Genomic DNA, 18,505 nt, shown 5'->3' on the forward strand with positions numbered 1-18,505 from the left:
TCCGCCCACATGCCGCGCATGTCGTCGGCCCACTCGTCGGGCACCTCGAGCTCAACGACGAGAGTCGTCACCCCGTCGGTCTCGCTGAACGAGTAGCTCTCGTGCAGCCCGACGGCGGGCCCCGCGCAGTTCTCGACGTCGTTCTCGATATCGCCGAGATAGCGGATAGACACGAACTCGTGGGGCCGATTCTCGACGATGGTCCCGAAGAGCCCGCTCACCGTGCCGTCGTCGTTCGGGCCGAGGAACCGGATCTCGTCACCCTCGTTCCAGCTGCCCTCGTAGGTCGATCCCTCGTGGAAGGCGCCCGTCCATTCGCGGTAGGTGTCGAGGTCGAGCATGACGTTCCAGACGTGCTGCGCCGGAGCGTCCACATCGACGCTGAATCGAAGACTCTTCATGGTTCTTGTATAACCGAGACACCCTGGCGGCGCAAGATCGCCTACAAGGCCGGTTGGTCGACGGGCTCCGCAACTCGGCGGTGTGGAACGGCGGAGGACAACACTCGTGCCCGGCGCCTGTGTGATTCGACCGCCGCTTCGACGAAATGGGTTACATGCGATCTGACGCCGGGGTCGCATTGACCGCCTGATAGCCCAACCCACCTTGTCCGTGATGCGGGAGGTGGTCTCTTTCGATACCTGCGCGCCATAGATCTGGTTGAAGTGCGCGCTGGTCTCCCAGGTCGTGAGGCCGCGGCCATACAACGACAGCACGATCTCATCGACCCCAGTCAAGCGCCGATGTCGTTTCGGCACGATCACCGGAGTGAACGTCCCCTCCCGGTCACGAGGCACCTGGATCGTCACCGGCCCCGTCGTGGGACTGATCACTATCTTCGTGCGAGTTCCATTGGGCACGTTCGTATCGTCGCGCTCGTCCGGGGCACGGTTCTTCTCATGGCCGAGATGCTCGGTCATTTCCTCGTTCAGCGCGGTCGCGAGGAAGGTTTTGGTGAACTGGCCCAGCAGCCCATTCGGGCCATCCAAGGTCAGGCCCTGCTCCTTAGCCAGGCGCACCCATTCCTTCGCCGCCACCGCCTCACGCGTGGGCTCAGATTTAGTCTTCTTCGTCACAGCATCAAGTGTCGTCATCACGGCACCTTTCCCGCCAGACCTAAGTCCGACGCGTCAGGCCGGAAACACCGTTTAAGAGACAGTCCCTCATTCCCGTCGGCGGCCAACTCGTCAGTGATACGAGTGCCCACAATGCACATCGCGCAAAACTAGAGATTTGTGTATACCGCGGGAAATCGTAGCCGCGCGACCAACTTTCTGTCGTGTTCGACGTGTAGCCCATGTCGTCGATACCGAGGTGGGATCGCCCCAAGCAGGCGCCTACGTCTGAAAGTTGATGAGCTTGTGCGTGCCGTCGCAGAACGGTTTGATTGACGACACTCCGCATCGACACAGGGCGATTGTTGCGCGTAATTGTGGAATCACTTCTCCTTCGGCCGTGCGCAGCTCCACACTTCCGCGAACAAGGAGGGGACCGTTCTGGCAAGCAATAATAATCGGATCCAGAGAGTGACCAACGGACGCACCCGGGATAGGCCAGTCAGCGCTACCGGAGGCGCTACCGGGTTCAGCCGCTTTAGACATTCTGAGACTGTCCTTTGGCAAGAACGTCCTCCTCGGCCGGTCGTTCGGCCGCGCGGGGAACAGGCAGAGGGATTCGCAGTGACGAGCGTCCGGCAGCCCACGCGTCCAACATGTGCTGTCCCATGAGCCCGTCAACTAGAAGGCACGCTGACGCGCCGAAGAGAATGTCGTCTAAGAGCGCTGGTTCCTCTGCTGCCAGAGCTCCCGCTAAATCCCTCGCTGCAATCTGCTCATGAACAGCATCCGCCTCAACGTGCTCGTCAAAATACCTGGTGACGTCGGCTCCATAACCCAGTCGACGGAAGCCATCGCCATACTTACGGTTTGGAATAGATGAGGTCATTTCGAACGCGGCGAGGTGGCCTACTAACGCGCCTCGGAGTCGGCGTTGCAGTCCGAATAGCGACATCGTATTGAGGGATGCCAACGTGATGGCCGGCACATGGTCTACATAGGCTCCATAGCGGGTATTGAGTCCGAGCCCCCGCATGGTCCCAGCAAAGATGGCCGAATGCATTCGCTCCGGACGCCCACCACCGTATTCGTCGGCCTGAATTTCCACCAGTGCTGCCTTCGCCCGTCCGGTCAAGCGCGGGATCGCCCACGAATGCGGGTCTGCCTCTTTCAGCGTGTAAATGGAACGCTGCACGACGAACTCGGTAGCTTGCAGTTGCGTGACCTTCGTGGCGAAGTGGCGCGATAAGCTCGGGCCGGAATCGGGCTTCGTCAGCGCGAAGAGCGTCGCGGCGACATCGTCGGCATGGGCGCTGCGCGACTGTGGAAGAGAGACAGTGTTACGCAGCCCGCCTTCGAATGCGTTCTCAAGAACCCGCCGGGCGGCGATCATGCCTGAGTGCCATTCCCACGCATCACCACCAGGGATAACGTCACCGTACGACAATCCGTAGAGCAGGAAAAGCGAGAACTGCACGTCGTCGTCCTGAAGTACGTCGTCACATGTCGCTACCGTTTCCTCAACGGTCTCGGACAGACCCGCGGTTTCCTCGGTTGCGAGCTCGTACTCAAAAGCATGGAGAAGGCGCGTGCTGAGAGGACCGCGGGAAGTAAAAGCAGGACCGGACGAAACGGCGAGAGCTTCCAAAGTTGTCATGCCGCCCAGTTTCAGCAGCATGTTACGAGCCGTCAACCCCTCCCCGGCACCATCTCAGAAAAAATGTTGATTAAAATTCGCTGACATAAACACAGCGCCCGCGCGACAAGGGCGGCGCCCTCTCTATCAACAGTGTTTGAGGCACCGGGATCATCCCGAATAGTGTCGTAAAGGCGGGGAAGGCGTTCCCTTGCGCGGAAGCAGATCAAAGAAACCCGCCGGGAACAACGAGGCTCCGAGATCCACGCCCGGGCCGACAAAGTCACTGAGCTGCTTTGGGATGCAGTATTGCTCTGCCCTTCTCGCCCAGTCAGGCGATACGGGATACCTGCACCGTCACGGTAGCGTCGAGGCCGTCCGGGATTTGCGCGAGCAGGACGTCGGCGACCTGTTTGGCGGTGTTTGGCGTGGCCGCATCGATGCTCGTTCCGAGACGGACGGCCACTGTCGTCGTTCCTCCGGCGGAACTGACGTGGACGCGATCGAGGCGCTCCGGGTCCCCGGTCACGACGGCAGTGAGCATGTAGGAAACTTGGGCGAGCGATAGGGCAGGTGGAAAGACATCGCTAACACCGTGCACGGCGACAACGAGTGCTGTCAGAACATCCTCATCAAGGGGTTGCGCATCCTCGTTGACGTTGGCACTCATCAGTTCTCCATATCTTTATTGGCCATATCTTCATGCAAGTCTTCGATGGTGATGTTGATCGAGGTGATGTTTAGTGCGGTGTGCTTGGTGAGCGCGTTGGAAATGAGCGCACGCAGCGTGTGCGCGGCATCGGGGATGGGCTGGTTCCAAAGAATGCTGGCCGCGACGGAAACGTCAATGGGTGCGCCGAGTTCTTCAACGTTGCCTTCAAGGTGGGAGGTGCCGATCAGCATTCCGGGGACGGTATCGCCTACGGTTCGGATCAGAGCGAGGACGGCGCCTTCGGTGAGGCTCAGATTCACGCGGTTGTCGGGGTGCGGTAGAGGCAGAGAACGTCCCGCGCGTACCTCGCGGTGAATGTTTGTCATGATGTCCTGAAACCAGTTTTCCCGCGGCGCAGGCAAGTCAGCAACGTCTTGTTGGATTAGGCTGTGAAAGAGCTGTGATACGCGGGTGAGGCCTTGAAGCGCATTGAGGCACTCCGGGCAAGTCTCGATGCGAGGGTCGAAGGGCGTGCGGCCGGCTGCGAGGTAGTCGCTGAGTTCCTCCACCGTCTTCCCGCAATCGAGTGTTCTGGGTTCGCTGTCGTTCACCGCCATCCCTCCATCTGTGCGTAGATGCTGGCTCGGGCTCGGGCCAATTTGCCGCGCACGGTCGCTGCGGGTAGTTCCATTTCTTGCGCGATATCGCCGTAGCTGAGTTCTCCGACCTCGCGAAGCAGCCAGCACCGACGTTGATCTTCTGGCAGTGTGTCAAGCGCCGCTGAGAGCGCCTTCAGTTGCGCGTTTCTCACGGCAACATTTTCCGGTTGCATATCGGCGGGTAGCGCCGATTCCAGATGAGCAAGTTCTACCTCAGCGGGTTTTCGTCGCAGGGAGGTGAACGCGAGGCGACTGGCGATACGCATCAGCCAGGGCCTCACCGCTGCGGGGTCACGCAGCTCCGGCAGGCGCCGCCATGCCGTGTGGAATGCGTCTTGAACGATGTCGTCCGCATCGGCCATAGACCCGACAATCCGCGCGGTGTACGCGCGCATTAACGGGCCATGCCTCCGGATCAACGTTTCGAACGCGCCAGTGTCACCGCTGACGGCCCGCCCCACGAGGATCGCGTCAGCAACGCCTTCCAACCGATCCTTATCGGGCTGTTGCACAAGTGCGCTCATGCTCCCCGAATCTTTTCTAGAGACTTTATGACGAATTGTCAGTTCCGTGCGTCTTACCTGTTGAGCGACACTACCGCTCACACGCATCACGACATAGTGCTTGCGTTCACGCTTCCCAACACGTATTGAGGATGATCATGGCTAACGACACCCAGCACCCCACCGTTCCCACACCACCCAAGCCGGCCGGCGCTGGTGCGTCCCGCGTGGACCGCGCTGCTGCCTCGCCCTCCCCTGTTGATGATTCAGCGGGTGGGCACACCACCATCGCCGATGGCGTCGTGGCTAAGGTCGCGGGAATCGCTGCCCGTGAGGTACGCGGTGTGTTCGCCCTCGGTGGTGGCGGTGCTCGTGCGTTCGGGGCGCTGCGCAATGTCGTAAACGCCGAGGATCTCACGCAGGGAGTCAAAGTTGAGGTCGGCGAGACCCAGGCGGCCGCCGACATCACCATCGTCGTCGAATACCCCACTCCCGTCCATGAGGTCGCATCGGCGGTCCGTGCGGCTGTCAAGCGTGCCATCACCGATCTTGTTGGACTGGAGGTCGTCGAGGTGAACGTCGACGTTAACGATGTGCACCTGCCCTCCGACGACAAGGACGACAACTCCGAATCCCGCGTCCAGTGACAGCCACCAGAACGGGCATCATGATCGGCGCTGTCCTGGCGCTGACCTGGATCGTGTTCGGCTCCTGGGCCTCCCTATTTGTCGCCGTTGCGATGGCTATCGGGGCGCTCATCGGTCGAATTGTTGAGGGAAAGCTCGATGTGTCGAGTCTCGTCTCCGCAGTCCAGGGCAAGAAAAGCTCGTCGTGACGACCACCGACCCTGCTGTCGGTGAAAACGGAACCACCGGCGGGCGCACACGAATCAGTCCGCGCGCGCTCGACCGGATCGTCTCCACCGTTACAGCCGAAGCCTTCGGCTCCGACCCGAAGAGAACGTCCGTCACCGTGACCGACGACGGCGGAACGCTCACCCTGGTGATCACCACCCCGGTGAAGGTCCCGTCGCTACTTCGGGTGAACGACGACCACAACGTGATTGGCCGGACCGGGGGGACAGTCCTTGACCGGGCAACAGCCGCGCAAGCGGTCATCACGTCGCAGGTATCACGTCTAACTGGGTACCACATCGGGCGAGTCAGTATCCGCCTCACCGGAGCCGATGTGATCCAAGAGAAGAGAGTGAAATGAGCGAGACCACTGCTCTCTACCGTCGAATCAAACGTCGAGAGACTCACTCATCTCGGAGTGTTCTGGCGATAACCATCGCGGTGATCGTGATCCTGGGCTCTGCCTACGCGATCACGGAAATGGTCCTGCACCTGGCCGGTCAACCTGCGCTGGTCAGCGACATGTTTGGGGTTGCCCAGGCAACAGCGGGTCTGGCGGAGTACACCGCCGGGATCGTCGTCGCTGTCGGCATCGTCACCGCTCTGATCGGGGTCATCATCATGATCGTCTCCCTCACCGCGGGACGCCGGGCACGGCACCTCGTCGAGACGCAGAAGACCTCTGCGGTGGTGGACAACGCGGTGATCGCCTCCGGGCTGGCCCGCCACGCCGCCTTCGCGGGGAATATCAGCCCGGACAACGTCCGGGTCAGCGTCTCGCACCGCTCAGCGGTGGTGACGCTGACTCCCGCGATCGGCGCGGCTATGGACATAAACTCCGTGACCGCAGCGGTGCAGGAACAGCTGGACTCGTACGCCCTCATCCCGAAAGTACGGCCGCGCGTCGTCATCGACGAGCAACGAAACGGCGGATCATGAACAACACCAACAGGTTCCTGAACCGCACCTTGTCCTTCATCGTCGGCCTCATACTTGCCGCCGTGGGTGTGGGCGTGATCCTCGTGGCCACAATCCCGCAGGTCAGAGACGCCTACAAAAACACCGCCCCGACGGTACTCGACAACGTCACCAGCTGGTTTGTCGCCGCTCCCATCCCTGGACTTCCACACAGCTGGTGGTTCATCGCCCTGATCGCGGCTCTGGTGCTTCTGATCATCCTGCTGCTGGTGTTTATATTCCGGCAGGGCCACGGCCACACCGGAACTCTGTTCACCAATACGCCAACAGGGCAAGGACACATCACCGTCGATTCCAAAGTCGCCGAACAACTGATGCAGTCAGCCCTCAATGAGCACACCGAACTCGTCTCCTCGCGCGTCAGTATCTACGAGGTCAACGGCACTCCCGTGCTGAAGATCTCGACCACCGCCCGCCGCGGGGTGTCCCCCAAACAGATCGTCGAGGACGTCGAGGATACTCTCGCCTCCCTCAACGTCTTACTTGGCCGAGACGTCCCCGCAGCAGTCCAGATCGGCGGAGGATTCCGAGCCGCTACCAGCAAACCCATTCGGCTCCGATAACGAGCGCCGCCCTGCACCCGCCTGGAACGACCCATGCCCGGGCGGGTCCACGCCGCAGCACCCTCCCTACGTAGACGAACGGTGATCAGGTGACGTTCTGGCTCAGAACCGTATCTCAGCGACGACCACGCGCAGTCTGGTTCGCGCTCGGCACAGGAATCATCTGCTGCCTAGCAATAACAATCTTCGTCCTCGCCCCCGTCCTCTCACTCATCGGAACCGGACTCGCATTCATTCCCTTTATCCAACTGCCGGTAGCGCAGATCGCATTTGCAACCATCGGCGGGTACGCCCTCGTCCTCGGACTTTTGGCCCTCACCGGCCTGAGCCGAAACGGGGCCTGGTCTTGGATCCTCACCATCGTCGCAACAATCTCCTGCCTCACCACGTCCATCTACCCCCTCTTCGCCGTCGCCTTCGCGGCAGTCGACAACGCCGGCGACGCTATCCCCTGGATTGTCGACTGGATCACTCGCACCCGCGACGGAATCCATTAAAGAACCACCTGTACCCACATCCGCACCACCCCCTGTCCTTACACCACCCCTTCTATACAAAGGAACTTCATCATGGGCTTCTTCGGTTTTCTTCTCCTCGGCCTCCTCGCCGGCGCCATTGCCAAACTCATCCTCCCCGGCAAACAGGCCGGCGGATGGTTCATCACCCTCATCCTCGGAGTCGTGGGAGCGTTCCTCGGCGGATGGCTCGGCGGCCTCCTCTTCAACGCCCCCCTCGAAGACTTTTTCAGCCTTCAAACCTGGGTCCTCGCCATCATCGGATCTCTCATCGTCCTGGTCATCTACGGCTTCATCGCAGGCCGACGTCGCGCCTAAACGCCAGCCAGCATCAGAACGCACCGCCCCACGAGCACGGCCCACCCTGCAGTAAATGCCGTCCTGCCCGGGCGGACTTTAGCCAACTGCGAAGGATCACATAGCTCCGTCGGCGTTGAGCTTCAGGACCAAGAACACGTCTTCAATAGACGAAATGGATACGTCCTACCCCGGCACGCTGACCCCGGACTCACGCTCAGCCGCCTCGCGTACCACCCGCAACTCCATCACCGTAATCGCGAGTATCGGACTCGACGATGAAAGATCCCTCACTCGTTCAAGCCCAACCGGTGATCTCGTCCCCCGCGAAATGCGGGCGCGAATCGCATAGTCAGATATCTCATTCACACACCACACAAAATCACTACCAAGGAGGACCCATGAGTGGTCGCAATACAGTTGTTAGAAGCCTGCACGACATCGGCCTTGCCGCCTGGTTCGGCGGATCGTTAATGGGCGCCGTCGGATTGAACGGTGCCACCGCTCGTGCCGCCTCCCCGCAAGATCGGCTCCGGCTGTCATCTCTTGGCTGGGCCAAATGGGCGCCCGTGCAGCTGGCCGCGCTTCTTGCCCACGGCATCGGCGGTATCGGACTGATCAGCGCCAACAAGACCCGCCTGGCTGCGCAACAGGAAAGCCGCACGAACACGACCTGGAAAACGATCATCACCGTGCTCGCCGGTGCAACAACCGCATACTCCGGGATCCTCGGCCGGACGATGAAAAACCACCAAGACGAACCCACCGAAGGCGTTACCGATCCTGCAGACGGTGCCTCCGACCAGCTCGCGTCTGCGCAGCGTCAGCAACGCGTCTTGCAGTGGGTGACACCCGCCCTCACCCTCGTGGTGATCGTCCTCGCCGCGCAGCAAGGCGAACAACAACGCCCCGTGAAAGGGCTGCTGCAGACGACCATCAGAAACTTTCGCAAATAGCACACCCGCTCAACCACTTCCCGGTGGCTGAACTCTGCACCATCTCACAACCATCACCTCGTGAACCCAGACCCCGTCCACGCCGCGACAACACACCGCCATCGTGGACGCCCACCATTGGAGCTGCCCATGTCAAACACTAACGACCCCGCCCACGACCGCCACGCGCCGAACCCCGTCGTCGCCCGTGCCGCCGGCAACAACACCCCGGCCTGGGACCGCGTACTCGAACGAGAAAAAGCACAATTCGGGGGGATGAAGTTCGGATCGGCATTCTTCGGCTGGCTCACCGCCACCGGAACTGCGGTACTCCTCACCGCCCTGCTGGCTGCGATTGGCACAGTCATCGGGTTTAGTACCAATCTCGACCCCGGCCAAGTCACGAACGACGCGGCGGACAACGCTGGCACCATCGGAGTGGTCGCCGCAATCGTCTTCGCGGCCATAGTGCTCGTGGCTTACTACTGCGGCGGTTACGTCGCCGGGAGGATGGCACGCTTCGACGGACTCAAGCAAGGCGTCGCAGTGTGGTTATGGACGATCATCATCGCCATCGTCCTCACCATCGTCGGCTTCATCGCGGGCAACCAGGCCGATGTCCTCTCCGGCCTCACCAGCGTGCCCCGCATCCCCCTCAACGGCAATGACGTCACCGCCGCCAGCATCACCACGACCATAATCGCCTTGGCCATCAGTCTCCTCGGCGCCATCCTCGGCGGCCTCGCTGGCATGCGCTACCACCGCCGAGTGGACAGCGCTGGCGTCGCACGCTGACAACGCTGCCCACCGCAACTTCACCACCGCACCACAAACCCGCACTACACATCCGCACTCACCCCACCCCTCCCAGAAATGAGAAACGAATGATCAACACGAACAATGTCAACGACCTCATCGGCGCCGACGTGTATGGCATCGGCGACGACAAGATCGGAACCGTCGGGCAGGTGTATGTCGACTCCGATACTCAAGCTCCGACCTGGGTCACCGTCAAAACGGGTCTGTTTGGTGGATCGGAGACCTTCGCACCGCTGGACGACGCGACCTTCGACGAGGGAATCGTGCGCGTCGCGTACGAGAAGTCGATGGTGAAAGACGCCCCCCGCATCGACGATGACGGCGCTCTGAGCGAAGAGGAAGAATCCTCCCTCTACCGCTACTACGGCAACGAAAAGCGTCCCGATGTCACGGACCCTGGCGTCTACGACCAAGACGCCGACGCCAACACGGACGCGACCACAGGCTACGACACCTCCGGTCCGACCACCGATACGGCGATGACTCGCTCGGAGGAGCGCCTGCAGGTCGGAACCGAGACAGTTGAAACTGGTCGTGCACGGCTTCGCAAGCACATCGTCACCGAAAACGTCACGACCACCGTCCCGGTCAGCCATGAAGAAGTCACCCTGCAGCGCGAACCCATCACCGACTCGAATCGGGGCGATGCAACCGCCGGACCCGAACTCAGCGAAGAAGAGCACGAGATCGTCCTCTCCGGTGAGCGCGTGATCACCAGCAAGGAAACCGTTCCCGTGGAACGAGTCGCGCTCGGCACAGAAACCATCACCGAGCAACAGCAGGTCAACGCCGAAGTTTCCCGCGAGGAAATTGAACTCGTCGACCCGGACACCGATCCCAATTCCGCCTCAACGAGGTAACCCATACTGTCATGCCAGCCGGCCAGCCCTACCCGGCTGGCTGGCATGACTTCCGGCGGCGTCGGCCAAACACGACCGACGCCGCCTTACCCCGAACTTAGATCTCAACTTATTGAAAGGTTCTTCCCATGAATTTTCCTGCCGTATTCCAAAACGGACTGGCGGCCGTGATCGCCTTTGTCCCCTTAGCGTTGCTGTTTCTGCTTATCCTCATCGTCGGCCTCATCGTCGCCAAAGTGCTCTCCAAAGCGTTGGAAAAGCTACTGGAGAAAGTAGGCTTCGACCGGGTCGTCGAGCGCGGCGGGATCAAGAAAGCTCTCGCTAATTCGAAGCTGGATCCCTCCGACATCATCGCCAAGATTCTCTATTACACGCTCGTGCTGTTCGTCCTTCAGTTCGCATTTGGTGTATTCGGTCCGAACCCAGTCAGCGACCTACTCGCGGGCATCATCGCCTTCCTGCCAAAGATCATCGTGGCAATCATCATCATCGTCATCGCCGCAGCGGTCGCCGCGGGCGCGAAGGGCCTGATCCAAAACACCCTCGGCGGGCTCTCTTACGGGAAGGCACTGGCCAATATCGCCGCCGTGTTCATCTTGTTCATTGGTATCACAGCAGCACTGAACCAAATCGAAGTTGCTACCACCGTCACCACACCAATCCTCATCGCCGTCCTAGCTATCATCGCCGGCGTTATCATCGTCGGAGCCGGCGGAGGACTGATCAAGCCCATGCAGGCACGATGGGAGTCCTACCTCAGCAAGGCCGAGGAAGAGGCCCCCAAAATTCAAGAGCAGGCAAAAAACGCACCCAGTATCGCCGACCAAGCCAAACAAGCGAAGCAGCGCGCCGAGAACGCCACCACCACCTCACCTGCCGCACGACGAGCCCGATAACACCACCAGTTGACCCCGCCCATCATGGGCGGGGTCAACCCCACCCCACCAGCCGCCACTCCCAAGCAAGAGGACACCGTGTTTCGCTACCTCCGCTACCTTCCCGTCATCCTGCCAGTCTTGAAACGACTACTTCGCAACCGCAAAGCCGGACCAGGCACCCCAGCCAGCCCGAAACGACGTCACTAACCCTCAGGACGAGCACCTCAGCCCTGCACACGATCTGCACGTCAACACCTTTAGCGAATGAAAGAAGATAGTCATGGGCTTTTTCGGATTCCTCCTCCTCGGATTCCTCGCCGGCGCCATCGCCAAACTCATCCTCCCCGGCAAGCAGGCCGGCGGCTGGTTCATCACTCTCCTCCTGGGCGTCGTCGGCGCCCTGCTTGGCGGGTTCCTCGGTAGCGCGCTCTTCAACATTCCCCTCCAAGACTTTTTCTCTCTTCAGACGTGGCTTCTGGCTATCGCCGGATCGATCATCGTCCTGCTGATCTACGGTGCACTCGTCAAACGGCGTCACTCATGAATGACCAGGTGCCCATGAGAGATCACTCGACTGCTGAGGAGATCACCCTCCACGAACAACGACTCCGCTTCTCCACCCGGGTCGTTCCGTTCGAACGCGTCAGGATCGAGCGGTTCATAGTTACCGAGCAGCGAACGTTCACCGTCGATATCAGGCGCGAAGAACTCCGCATCGTTCGACAACAGATCTCGGAAGCAGATCTGGGGCTCGCCGCGCCGACAATCTTGCAGGAGCCCCCTCGTGACGACATCATCATGATCCTCAGCGAAGAACAGGCCGTCATTACAAAGAAAATCGTTCCGGTTGAACGGGTACGCCTGCACACGCACATCCTTACCGAATTGCAGGAAGTCGCAGAAGGACTCGGCCGCGAGCGCATCGACGTTACGTACGCCACGGATATGTGACATCCGCATCACGCGCACCTTCTGAAGAACTTCTGGTTAGACCAATGACCGAAACGGAGCACGAAAACACTCCGCTCTCAATGACCGCTGCCGTGATCTACAACGTAATGAACGAAATTTACACGCCGTCAAGTCTGACGTCGCACAGGAGGAAGAGGCCGCGAGCTGGACTGCCGCACGTTCTTTCCAAACGTCCGCTGGGACGCCGCGCAGGACGCGGCACACCCATAACGCCGGAACGGACATGGGCATCGTTGCTGGCAGCGACGTGCTGGCGTCCGGTGCTAGTTCAGGTCGTGACTGAGGAATTCAGCAACACCCCGAGCGCGGATGGTCCGCCGTGTCGGTACGCCCGGCGCTGCCGGTCAGCCCCGGAGCCCCGTTGCCACAACCCCTCCAACAAGTCTGCCACTCGTGGCCCGTCACCCGTCTCGGCCAAAGCAGCCTCAATGTGGCGAAGCATAGTTTGCACAACCGCCCGGGCGCTCTGCCTCTCGCGGGTGATTGGGTCGAGGAGTTCGCCTCGGATACCGTCGCGTGCAGCGTGCCATAACGCGGCATCCAATAGTTCCGGCGAAACGTTCAGCGGCGCTGTACCGGCTTCGGCCTCCGCCAAAGCTGTCTCAACGAGGCCTCGAGTCAAAGCAACGAAGAGCGCTGTCGCTCCCGAATCAAGCTGAGCATCGGCGACGCGCACTTCAAGCGTGGGGTGGGATTCGGACAGACGCGCACTCCACCCAATCGCTGCGGTGTCGGGAGTTGCACCGACACCGACGAGCTCACGGATGCGTCGACCATAGTCGGTCGCATCGTTGAACACCGGAGGGCATCCGTTTGTTGGCCAGCGCCGCAGGAGAACCGCCCGCCATGAATCGAAGCCCGTGTCCGAGCCGCGCCAAAAAGGGGAGTTTCCGGTCAATGCCAGCAGAGTCGGCAGCCAAACTCGCATACGATTGAGCGCCTCCACGCCCGCGTCCCGGTCGGGAACACCGATGTGAACATGGGTACCGCTGATCTGGTGGTCGCCCACGGCCCCGCGCAGTTCAGACTCAATGACGCGGTAACGCGCTTTGTCTGTCAGAACCGGCAACGTAGAGGTATCAAACGGCGTGCCAGTACCGGCTGCGATCGAGTTCTGACTCCGCGCGAGGGTCGCGAGCCTGATACGAAACGCGCGCAGATCACCCTCCGCCTCGGCCAAGGAGGTGAAAATTCCCGTAGTGAACTCCACCTGAGATTCCAGAAATTCTGCCGTTGCCCGACCTCCACCACCGAACGCCTGAGTGGAAAGGTCGTTGAGCACTTGGCTGCCTATGTTGGCGGGCTGCAATGTTTTCGGGTCTAGGAGAAAGAATTCTTCTTCAAGTCCGAAGGTCGACATCTTGCCTCCTCGTTCTAGGTTCTTATCTGAAGCGTTCGATTAATCCGCTGGTCAGGTTGCGCGAGAGCGCAGCAGAGTGAATGAGCAGTCGCGCACGATGAGGGTGGTCACCGGCGGCGCGACGTGCTGCTCGGGGTCGCTGGAACAGGCCAGTTCCCAGACAGTTCCCGGAGCCGTCGGAATTGTAAACTCCACTCCATTCTCCGCAGCGTTCAACAGCAGGGCGAAAGTGTCGGCTCCCGTGTAGGCGAGGACGAACACGACGGAACGGGCGTCGGGGTTGTCCCAATCCCCGTCGCTGAACCGGGCAGCGTCTGACCGGGTGATCTCGACGGTATCTTTTTCACCGGATTCCGGCGCCTGGCGAAACCATTCGGGTCGCAGCGCCGGGTTGGATGCCCTCAGGGCGATCAGCCGTGTTGTGAAATCGAGTAGTTTCTGGTCGGTGCTCTCCCAGTCGTACCACGAAATGTTGTTGTCCTGGGCGTAGGCGTTGTTGTTACCGCCTTGTGTGCGTCCGAGTTCGTCCCCGCCGAGAAGCATCGGCACCCCGGCTGAAAGCAACAATGATGCAAGCAGATTGCGGCGCTGCCGATCCCGGCGCTCGTTGACCGCCTCGTCGTCGGTCGGCCCTTCTGCCCCATTATTGGAGGACTTATTGTCGCTCTCGCCGTCGTTGTTGTCTTCACCGTTGGCGGCATTGTGCTTGGAGTTGTACGAGGTGAGGTCATGAAGGGTGAAGCCGTCGTGGGCAGTGACGAAGTTCACGCTCGACAGCGGTGACCGGCGGGAGGCCTCGTACACGTCAGGACTACCAAGAATGCGCTGGGCGAGAGTGCCAAGCACAGAATCTGTTCCGTTCCAATAGTCACGCACGTCGTCTCGGAACTTGCCATTCCATTCAGACCAGCCGGCAGGGAAACCACCGACCTGATAACCGGCAGTGTCCCACGGCTCGGCAATCATTTTCACCGGCGCGAGCACCGGATCCTGCGCGATCAGGGTGAGAAAAGCACTGTGGATCTCTGCGGCCCCGTCCTGACGCGTGAGGGTCGTGGCCAGGTCGAAACGAAAACCATCCACGTGCATCTCAGTGACCCAATATCGCAGCGAGTCCATGATCAGGCCCAGTGCCGCAGGGTGCCCCACATTCACACTGTTACCGGTGCCGGTGGTGTCGAAGTAGGAACCTTCGTCCCCTTCCACCAGCCGGTAGTAGGCCGCGTTATCGATACCTTTGAACGACAGGGTCGGTCCCAGGTGGTTGCCCTCCGCCGTGTGGTTGTAGACCACATCGAGGATCACCTCAAGCCCGGCCGCGTGTAGTGCTTTCACCATGTTCTTGAACTCAACGACTTGCCCTCCCCCGTCACCGGTCGAGCTGTACGCACCATGCGGGGCGAAGAAGCCGATGGTGTTATAGCCCCAATAGTTGCGCAAGCCCTTTTCCTCAAGGTGGCTGTCCTGCACGAACTGCTGTATGGGGATGAGTTCCACGGCCGTGACACCGAGATCAGTGAGGTGCTTGATCGCCGAAGGATGCGCGAGTCCGGCGTAGGTTCCACGAATGTCCTCGGGTATCTCGGGGTGGGTCTGAGTGAAGCCCTTCACATGGGTCTCGTAAATCACCATAGAGCTCAGTGGGGTGCGCGGTGCTTCTTCCCCCTCCCAGTCGAAAGTCGTATCGGTCACGACGCACAGCGGCGTGGACCCGGCGGCATCCGTTTCGTCCATCTTTTCTGGTTCATTCATATCGTGGCCGAACACCGCCTGGCCCCAGGTGTATTCGCCCTCGATCGCAGTTGCGTGCGGATCGAGGAGGAGCTTATAGGAGTTGTGGCGCAGTCCACGCTCTGGAGCCCACTCGCCCTGCACGCGCAGCGCATAGCGAGAACCGACACCGAGATCCGGCACATGGCCGTGGAAGACATGTCCGGTGCGCTCGGACAGGGCCGTGCGCATCTCCGTACCGTCACGAAAAACGCACAGCTCAATAGCGGATGCCGTCTCAGAGTAGATCGCCACGTTCGCTACCCCCTCCACGAGTGTGACTCCCAACGGATAAGGGCGGCTGGTTGCGGAGTGTGCCATGAGGGTCCTTGCGCTCGAAGACGATGCAATCAACGAAGACGCGACCGCGACGAGAACCTACCCTGATTCCTGCTGATAGTCAGAAAAGATTCCGGACGGAGTCAGGTGCAATCTTCATCCGCAGAGATCCGATCACCAAAACTGACTGTGGGACACCAGCGAACTGCGGTTTGACCCTTCGCTGAATTCTCCGACCGTGTCTCACCGGAGACTACTGGGCCAACAGGGTGAGCTCGGCGATAACCCGCGGATGAGCAAGTATTCGAAAGTGACCGCCGGTGTCTAAGCGCACGTTCTTGGCGCCGGGCAACCAGCTCCCCCCAGGGATGTGCGGATCGAATTGTCCAAACACCGAAACAATTCGAGCGTTAACCGTTACTTCGCGATCGAGCGCAAGAATTGTGGTATTTCTTGGCGAGAAAATCCGAAGGCTCGGTGGAAGCATATATCGGGCGTAGAGCGAACCTCCAAAGGGGACGGCAATGGCAAGCATCCCCCGCACCCGGTGCTCCGCGGCAGGCTGCACCATCACGTACTTTCCGATAAGGCCGCCCTTGCTGTGGGCGACAACGATTGCTCCGGTGAGGTTGTTCTCTACTAGATACGCAGTCACATGTTTTGCGGCCTCGACGATGGGTCGACGGTTGAGGTGAAGAGGCTGAACGACGTGCACGGGATGACCGCGATCGTGCATGCTCGTGATGAGGGGTTGCAGGAATTTCCACGACTCATAAATGCCTGGGATAACGACGATGGGCGTCCGATCGCCCGAGTAAAATGTTCTCGGGCTTGTCGTGTTGACGAACGCGCGGGCCTGCCAGTTAAGTGCATACGCATAGTCCGCCACCCACCACGACATGTTGCGAAGCCACTGCAGCGTCACGACCACTCCTTCTATCAGGCAAGCACAGGAAGTCCGACGGCAGCCCATGCGGCCGCCCCCATGTGCGTGACATTAGCGTAAGTTCGCTCAGCTGACGGCGACGCCCTGATCGACACGAATTGATAAACTTCGTCGTCGTATATCCCCGTAGTATGTCGCCATGACCGATCATCCTCCGCGCGCTGCTGCTGTGATCTACAACCCGGTCAAGGTGGATCTCGCCGAACTTCGTGACGCGGTTACGCAGGAGGCCACTGCCGCGGGATGGGCAGAAACACGCTGGTTTGAGACGACTGCAGATGACGCCGGTCAAGGTGCGACCAAGAAAGCCTTATTGCAGAACGTGGACCTCATTATTGCGGCGGGTGGGGACGGAACTGTTCGGGCGGTTGCCGAGGCGCTTCGAGGCCACGATGTGCCTCTGGCCTTGCTGCCGTCCGGTACGGGAAACTTGCTCGCGCGTAACCTGAAACTGACGTTGGACGCCTCACCTGAAAGCATTCGCACGGCCTTTACCGGAGTCGAGCGCAAGGTCGATCTGGGAATGATCAGCATCGAGCGAGAGGATCACACCCGAGACGAGCACGCCTTTGTTGTCATGGCCGGCCTTGGCCTCGACGCCAAGATGATCGCAAACACCGACGAGGACCTTAAAGCCAAAGCCGGCTGGGCGGCATACGTGAAGGCCATCGTCGCATCGCTACGAGACCCCGCGGAACTTCACCTCCGGTTCCAACTCGACAACGGGCCACTCACCCGTCGAACAGTCCACACGCTCATCATCGGAAATTGCGGGTCGCTGCCCGCAAACATCCTGCTGATGCCCGATGCAATTGTCGACGACGGACTATTCGATCTCATGATGACGCGGCCCACGGGAGTGGTGGGCTGGGTACGGGTCTGGTTCAAGGTCGCCTGGACCAACGGTGTCGTTCGTCGCACCAAGGCTGGACGAGCTATCGCGGGAGAGCATAGAAACGATCACGATCTGCACTACGAAACAGGGTCAACCCTCCGGGCCCGTTTGACTCGACCCGATGAAATCGAACTCGACGGCGACGGCTTCGGAAAGGCCGCAGCATTTAAAGCCTGGATGGAACCCCAAGCGCTCCGCATCATGACCCCCACACCCGCACACTAAAGTGATCGATAACGCGTTTCTAGAACGAACCACCTCTCAGCTCGACACCCATACTTTTCGGATCCCCTACGTCGGCACGGGATCCGCTCATACCTATCTCCTCCTCCACGGAATCGGCCTCTCCCATCGGGAATTCACGGGACTGGCCGGCATACTCTCGCAGACCGGTCAGGTTCTATCGTTCGATCTGCCCGGCTTCGGTTCGACGCAGAAACCAGATCGCCCGCTGACCGTCGAGGATTACGCCACAGTCATCGCCGAAAAACTACTCTCACGGGCGGTGGGGCCGGTGATAACGGTTGGACATTCCATGGGGGCACAGTTCGCCGTCGAGCTCGCCCGCCAACATCCCAACCTTGTCTCGCACGTCGTACTCATCGGCCCCGTCGTCGATGCCAACCGACGCACGCTGACCGCACAAGGATGGGGGCTCCTTCGAGACGGTCCGCGAGAGCGCCCCGCGACTCAACTGATGGTTATGCGCAACTATCTTCGCTGTGGCGTCCCCTGGTTCCTCACAGCCGCCCAAGCAATGCGAAACTACCCAACCCACGTCAGAATCAAAGACCTGACGCACCCACTTCTCGTCATCCGCGGCGAACGGGACCCAATAGCGAAACCAAAGTGGTGCAGTTGGCTAAGCCGGCAAGTGCCCGGCGGACGCCTCATCACTGTACCCAAGCATCGGCACAACGTCGCCCACTCGAACGCAGCAGCCACAGCCGCCGCGATCTTGACCTTCGAGACAAGCGTGCGCTAGCCAGGGAGGCCGTCAGAAGCGAGAGGTGCGTTAGAACTATCGGAGTATCACCTAGGTTCGGCTGGGCGATAGCGGTTTACACCATCTTTCTCAA

Annotated in this window: 24 protein-coding genes; 15 read left to right on the forward strand and 9 right to left on the reverse strand. The window is 60.4% G+C overall.

The window, feature by feature from the left end:
- From QMF22_RS16310 to QMF22_RS16335, 6 genes are all read right to left on the reverse strand, one after another.
- The coding region (locus QMF22_RS16310) for a transposase (RefSeq protein WP_283455574.1) at positions 1 to 1,097 on the reverse strand (1,097 nt) is incomplete at its 3' end.
- Positions 1,098 to 1,337: 240 nt separating this feature from the next.
- Positions 1,338 to 1,601 carry a CDGSH iron-sulfur domain-containing protein gene (locus tag QMF22_RS16315; protein ID WP_283455576.1) on the reverse strand — a complete coding sequence of 88 codons (264 nt, stop codon included), beginning with the start codon at positions 1,599 to 1,601 and terminating at the stop codon, positions 1,338 to 1,340.
- A complete protein-coding gene (locus QMF22_RS16320) occupies positions 1,594 to 2,733 on the reverse strand; it encodes an iron-containing redox enzyme family protein (RefSeq protein WP_283455578.1) in 1,140 nt (379 codons plus the stop codon). The genes QMF22_RS16315 and QMF22_RS16320 overlap by 8 nt, the downstream gene beginning before the upstream one ends.
- 289 nt (positions 2,734 to 3,022) lie before the next feature.
- Positions 3,023 to 3,361 (reverse strand): hypothetical protein, encoded by a 339-nt coding sequence (locus tag QMF22_RS16325; RefSeq protein ID WP_283455580.1) that lies wholly within the window; start codon positions 3,359 to 3,361, stop codon positions 3,023 to 3,025.
- Entirely contained in the window at positions 3,361 to 3,960 is a 600-nt protein-coding gene (locus tag QMF22_RS16330; RefSeq protein WP_283455582.1) for an Asp23/Gls24 family envelope stress response protein, read from the reverse strand. Before QMF22_RS16330 ends, QMF22_RS16325 begins: the two co-directional genes overlap by 1 nt.
- The gene (locus tag QMF22_RS16335; RefSeq protein ID WP_283455585.1) at positions 3,951 to 4,526 is read right to left on the reverse strand and encodes an RNA polymerase sigma factor; all 576 of its coding nucleotides are present in this window, start codon (positions 4,524 to 4,526) and stop codon (positions 3,951 to 3,953) included. Before QMF22_RS16335 ends, QMF22_RS16330 begins: the two co-directional genes overlap by 10 nt.
- A 137-nt stretch (positions 4,527 to 4,663) precedes the next feature.
- On the opposite strand from QMF22_RS16335, the gene QMF22_RS16340 reads away from it, so the two are divergent.
- The 13 genes from QMF22_RS16340 (at position 4,664) to QMF22_RS16400 (ending at position 12,155) form a co-directional block, all read left to right on the forward strand.
- Positions 4,664 to 5,152: an Asp23/Gls24 family envelope stress response protein gene (locus tag QMF22_RS16340; protein ID WP_283455587.1), complete on the forward strand. Its 489-nt coding sequence runs from the start codon at positions 4,664 to 4,666 to the stop codon at positions 5,150 to 5,152.
- Entirely contained in the window at positions 5,149 to 5,340 is a 192-nt protein-coding gene (locus QMF22_RS16345) for a DUF2273 domain-containing protein (RefSeq protein ID WP_283455589.1), read from the forward strand. Before QMF22_RS16340 ends, QMF22_RS16345 begins: the two co-directional genes overlap by 4 nt.
- The gene (locus QMF22_RS16350; RefSeq protein ID WP_283455591.1) at positions 5,337 to 5,720 is read left to right on the forward strand and encodes a hypothetical protein; all 384 of its coding nucleotides are present in this window, start codon (positions 5,337 to 5,339) and stop codon (positions 5,718 to 5,720) included. Before QMF22_RS16345 ends, QMF22_RS16350 begins: the two co-directional genes overlap by 4 nt.
- Positions 5,717 to 6,298, forward strand: coding sequence for an Asp23/Gls24 family envelope stress response protein (locus QMF22_RS16355; protein WP_283455592.1), 582 nt, complete (start codon positions 5,717 to 5,719; stop codon positions 6,296 to 6,298). The genes QMF22_RS16350 and QMF22_RS16355 overlap by 4 nt, the downstream gene beginning before the upstream one ends.
- On the forward strand, positions 6,295 to 6,900 hold the full coding sequence (locus QMF22_RS16360) for a hypothetical protein (RefSeq protein ID WP_283455594.1): 606 nt from the start codon (positions 6,295 to 6,297) through the stop codon (positions 6,898 to 6,900). The genes QMF22_RS16355 and QMF22_RS16360 overlap by 4 nt, the downstream gene beginning before the upstream one ends.
- 89 nt (positions 6,901 to 6,989) lie before the next feature.
- On the forward strand, positions 6,990 to 7,397 hold the full coding sequence (locus QMF22_RS16365; protein ID WP_283455596.1) for a hypothetical protein: 408 nt from the start codon (positions 6,990 to 6,992) through the stop codon (positions 7,395 to 7,397).
- 72 nt (positions 7,398 to 7,469) lie between these two features.
- Complete coding sequence (locus QMF22_RS16370; protein WP_283455598.1) at positions 7,470 to 7,733, forward strand: GlsB/YeaQ/YmgE family stress response membrane protein; 264 nt, start codon at positions 7,470 to 7,472, stop codon at positions 7,731 to 7,733.
- 380 nt (positions 7,734 to 8,113) lie between these two features.
- Positions 8,114 to 8,668 (forward strand): hypothetical protein, encoded by a 555-nt coding sequence (locus QMF22_RS16375; RefSeq protein ID WP_283455601.1) that lies wholly within the window; start codon positions 8,114 to 8,116, stop codon positions 8,666 to 8,668.
- A gap of 129 nt (positions 8,669 to 8,797) precedes the next feature.
- Positions 8,798 to 9,442, forward strand: a complete 645-nt coding sequence (locus QMF22_RS16380) for a hypothetical protein (RefSeq protein ID WP_283455603.1) — start codon at positions 8,798 to 8,800, stop codon at positions 9,440 to 9,442.
- A gap of 89 nt (positions 9,443 to 9,531) precedes the next feature.
- Positions 9,532 to 10,326: a DUF2382 domain-containing protein gene (locus QMF22_RS16385; RefSeq protein WP_283455605.1), complete on the forward strand. Its 795-nt coding sequence runs from the start codon at positions 9,532 to 9,534 to the stop codon at positions 10,324 to 10,326.
- A gap of 128 nt (positions 10,327 to 10,454) precedes the next feature.
- Positions 10,455 to 11,222 (forward strand): mechanosensitive ion channel family protein, encoded by a 768-nt coding sequence (locus QMF22_RS16390; protein WP_283455607.1) that lies wholly within the window; start codon positions 10,455 to 10,457, stop codon positions 11,220 to 11,222.
- A gap of 262 nt (positions 11,223 to 11,484) precedes the next feature.
- A complete protein-coding gene (locus QMF22_RS16395; protein ID WP_283455609.1) occupies positions 11,485 to 11,748 on the forward strand; it encodes a GlsB/YeaQ/YmgE family stress response membrane protein in 264 nt (87 codons plus the stop codon).
- Positions 11,745 to 12,155, forward strand: coding sequence for a YsnF/AvaK domain-containing protein (locus tag QMF22_RS16400; protein ID WP_283455610.1), 411 nt, complete (start codon positions 11,745 to 11,747; stop codon positions 12,153 to 12,155). Before QMF22_RS16395 ends, QMF22_RS16400 begins: the two co-directional genes overlap by 4 nt.
- 289 nt (positions 12,156 to 12,444) lie before the next feature.
- Here QMF22_RS16400 and QMF22_RS16405 read toward each other — a convergent pair whose 3' ends face one another.
- The 3 genes from QMF22_RS16405 to QMF22_RS16415 all read right to left on the reverse strand — a co-directional run bounded on the left by QMF22_RS16405 (position 12,445) and on the right by QMF22_RS16415 (position 16,510).
- Positions 12,445 to 13,536 carry a carboxylate-amine ligase gene (locus QMF22_RS16405; protein ID WP_283455612.1) on the reverse strand — a complete coding sequence of 364 codons (1,092 nt, stop codon included), beginning with the start codon at positions 13,534 to 13,536 and terminating at the stop codon, positions 12,445 to 12,447.
- Between the two features lie 51 nt (positions 13,537 to 13,587).
- On the reverse strand, positions 13,588 to 15,627 hold the full coding sequence (gene glgX, locus QMF22_RS16410) for a glycogen debranching protein GlgX (RefSeq protein WP_283455614.1): 2,040 nt from the start codon (positions 15,625 to 15,627) through the stop codon (positions 13,588 to 13,590).
- A gap of 211 nt (positions 15,628 to 15,838) precedes the next feature.
- Positions 15,839 to 16,510 (reverse strand): esterase/lipase family protein, encoded by a 672-nt coding sequence (locus QMF22_RS16415; RefSeq protein WP_349357110.1) that lies wholly within the window; start codon positions 16,508 to 16,510, stop codon positions 15,839 to 15,841.
- Between the two features lie 190 nt (positions 16,511 to 16,700).
- On the opposite strand from QMF22_RS16415, the gene QMF22_RS16420 reads away from it, so the two are divergent.
- Both QMF22_RS16420 and QMF22_RS16425 read left to right on the forward strand, forming a co-directional pair.
- Entirely contained in the window at positions 16,701 to 17,651 is a 951-nt protein-coding gene (locus QMF22_RS16420; protein ID WP_283455616.1) for a diacylglycerol/lipid kinase family protein, read from the forward strand.
- A gap of 1 nt (position 17,652) precedes the next feature.
- On the forward strand, positions 17,653 to 18,411 hold the full coding sequence (locus QMF22_RS16425; RefSeq protein WP_283455618.1) for an alpha/beta fold hydrolase: 759 nt from the start codon (positions 17,653 to 17,655) through the stop codon (positions 18,409 to 18,411).
- Positions 18,412 to 18,505: the final 94 nt, after the last annotated feature.

Origin of the sequence: Cryobacterium sp. PH31-L1 (genome assembly GCF_030063145.1) — a bacterium.
Lineage (GTDB): Bacteria > Actinomycetota > Actinomycetes > Actinomycetales > Microbacteriaceae > Cryobacterium.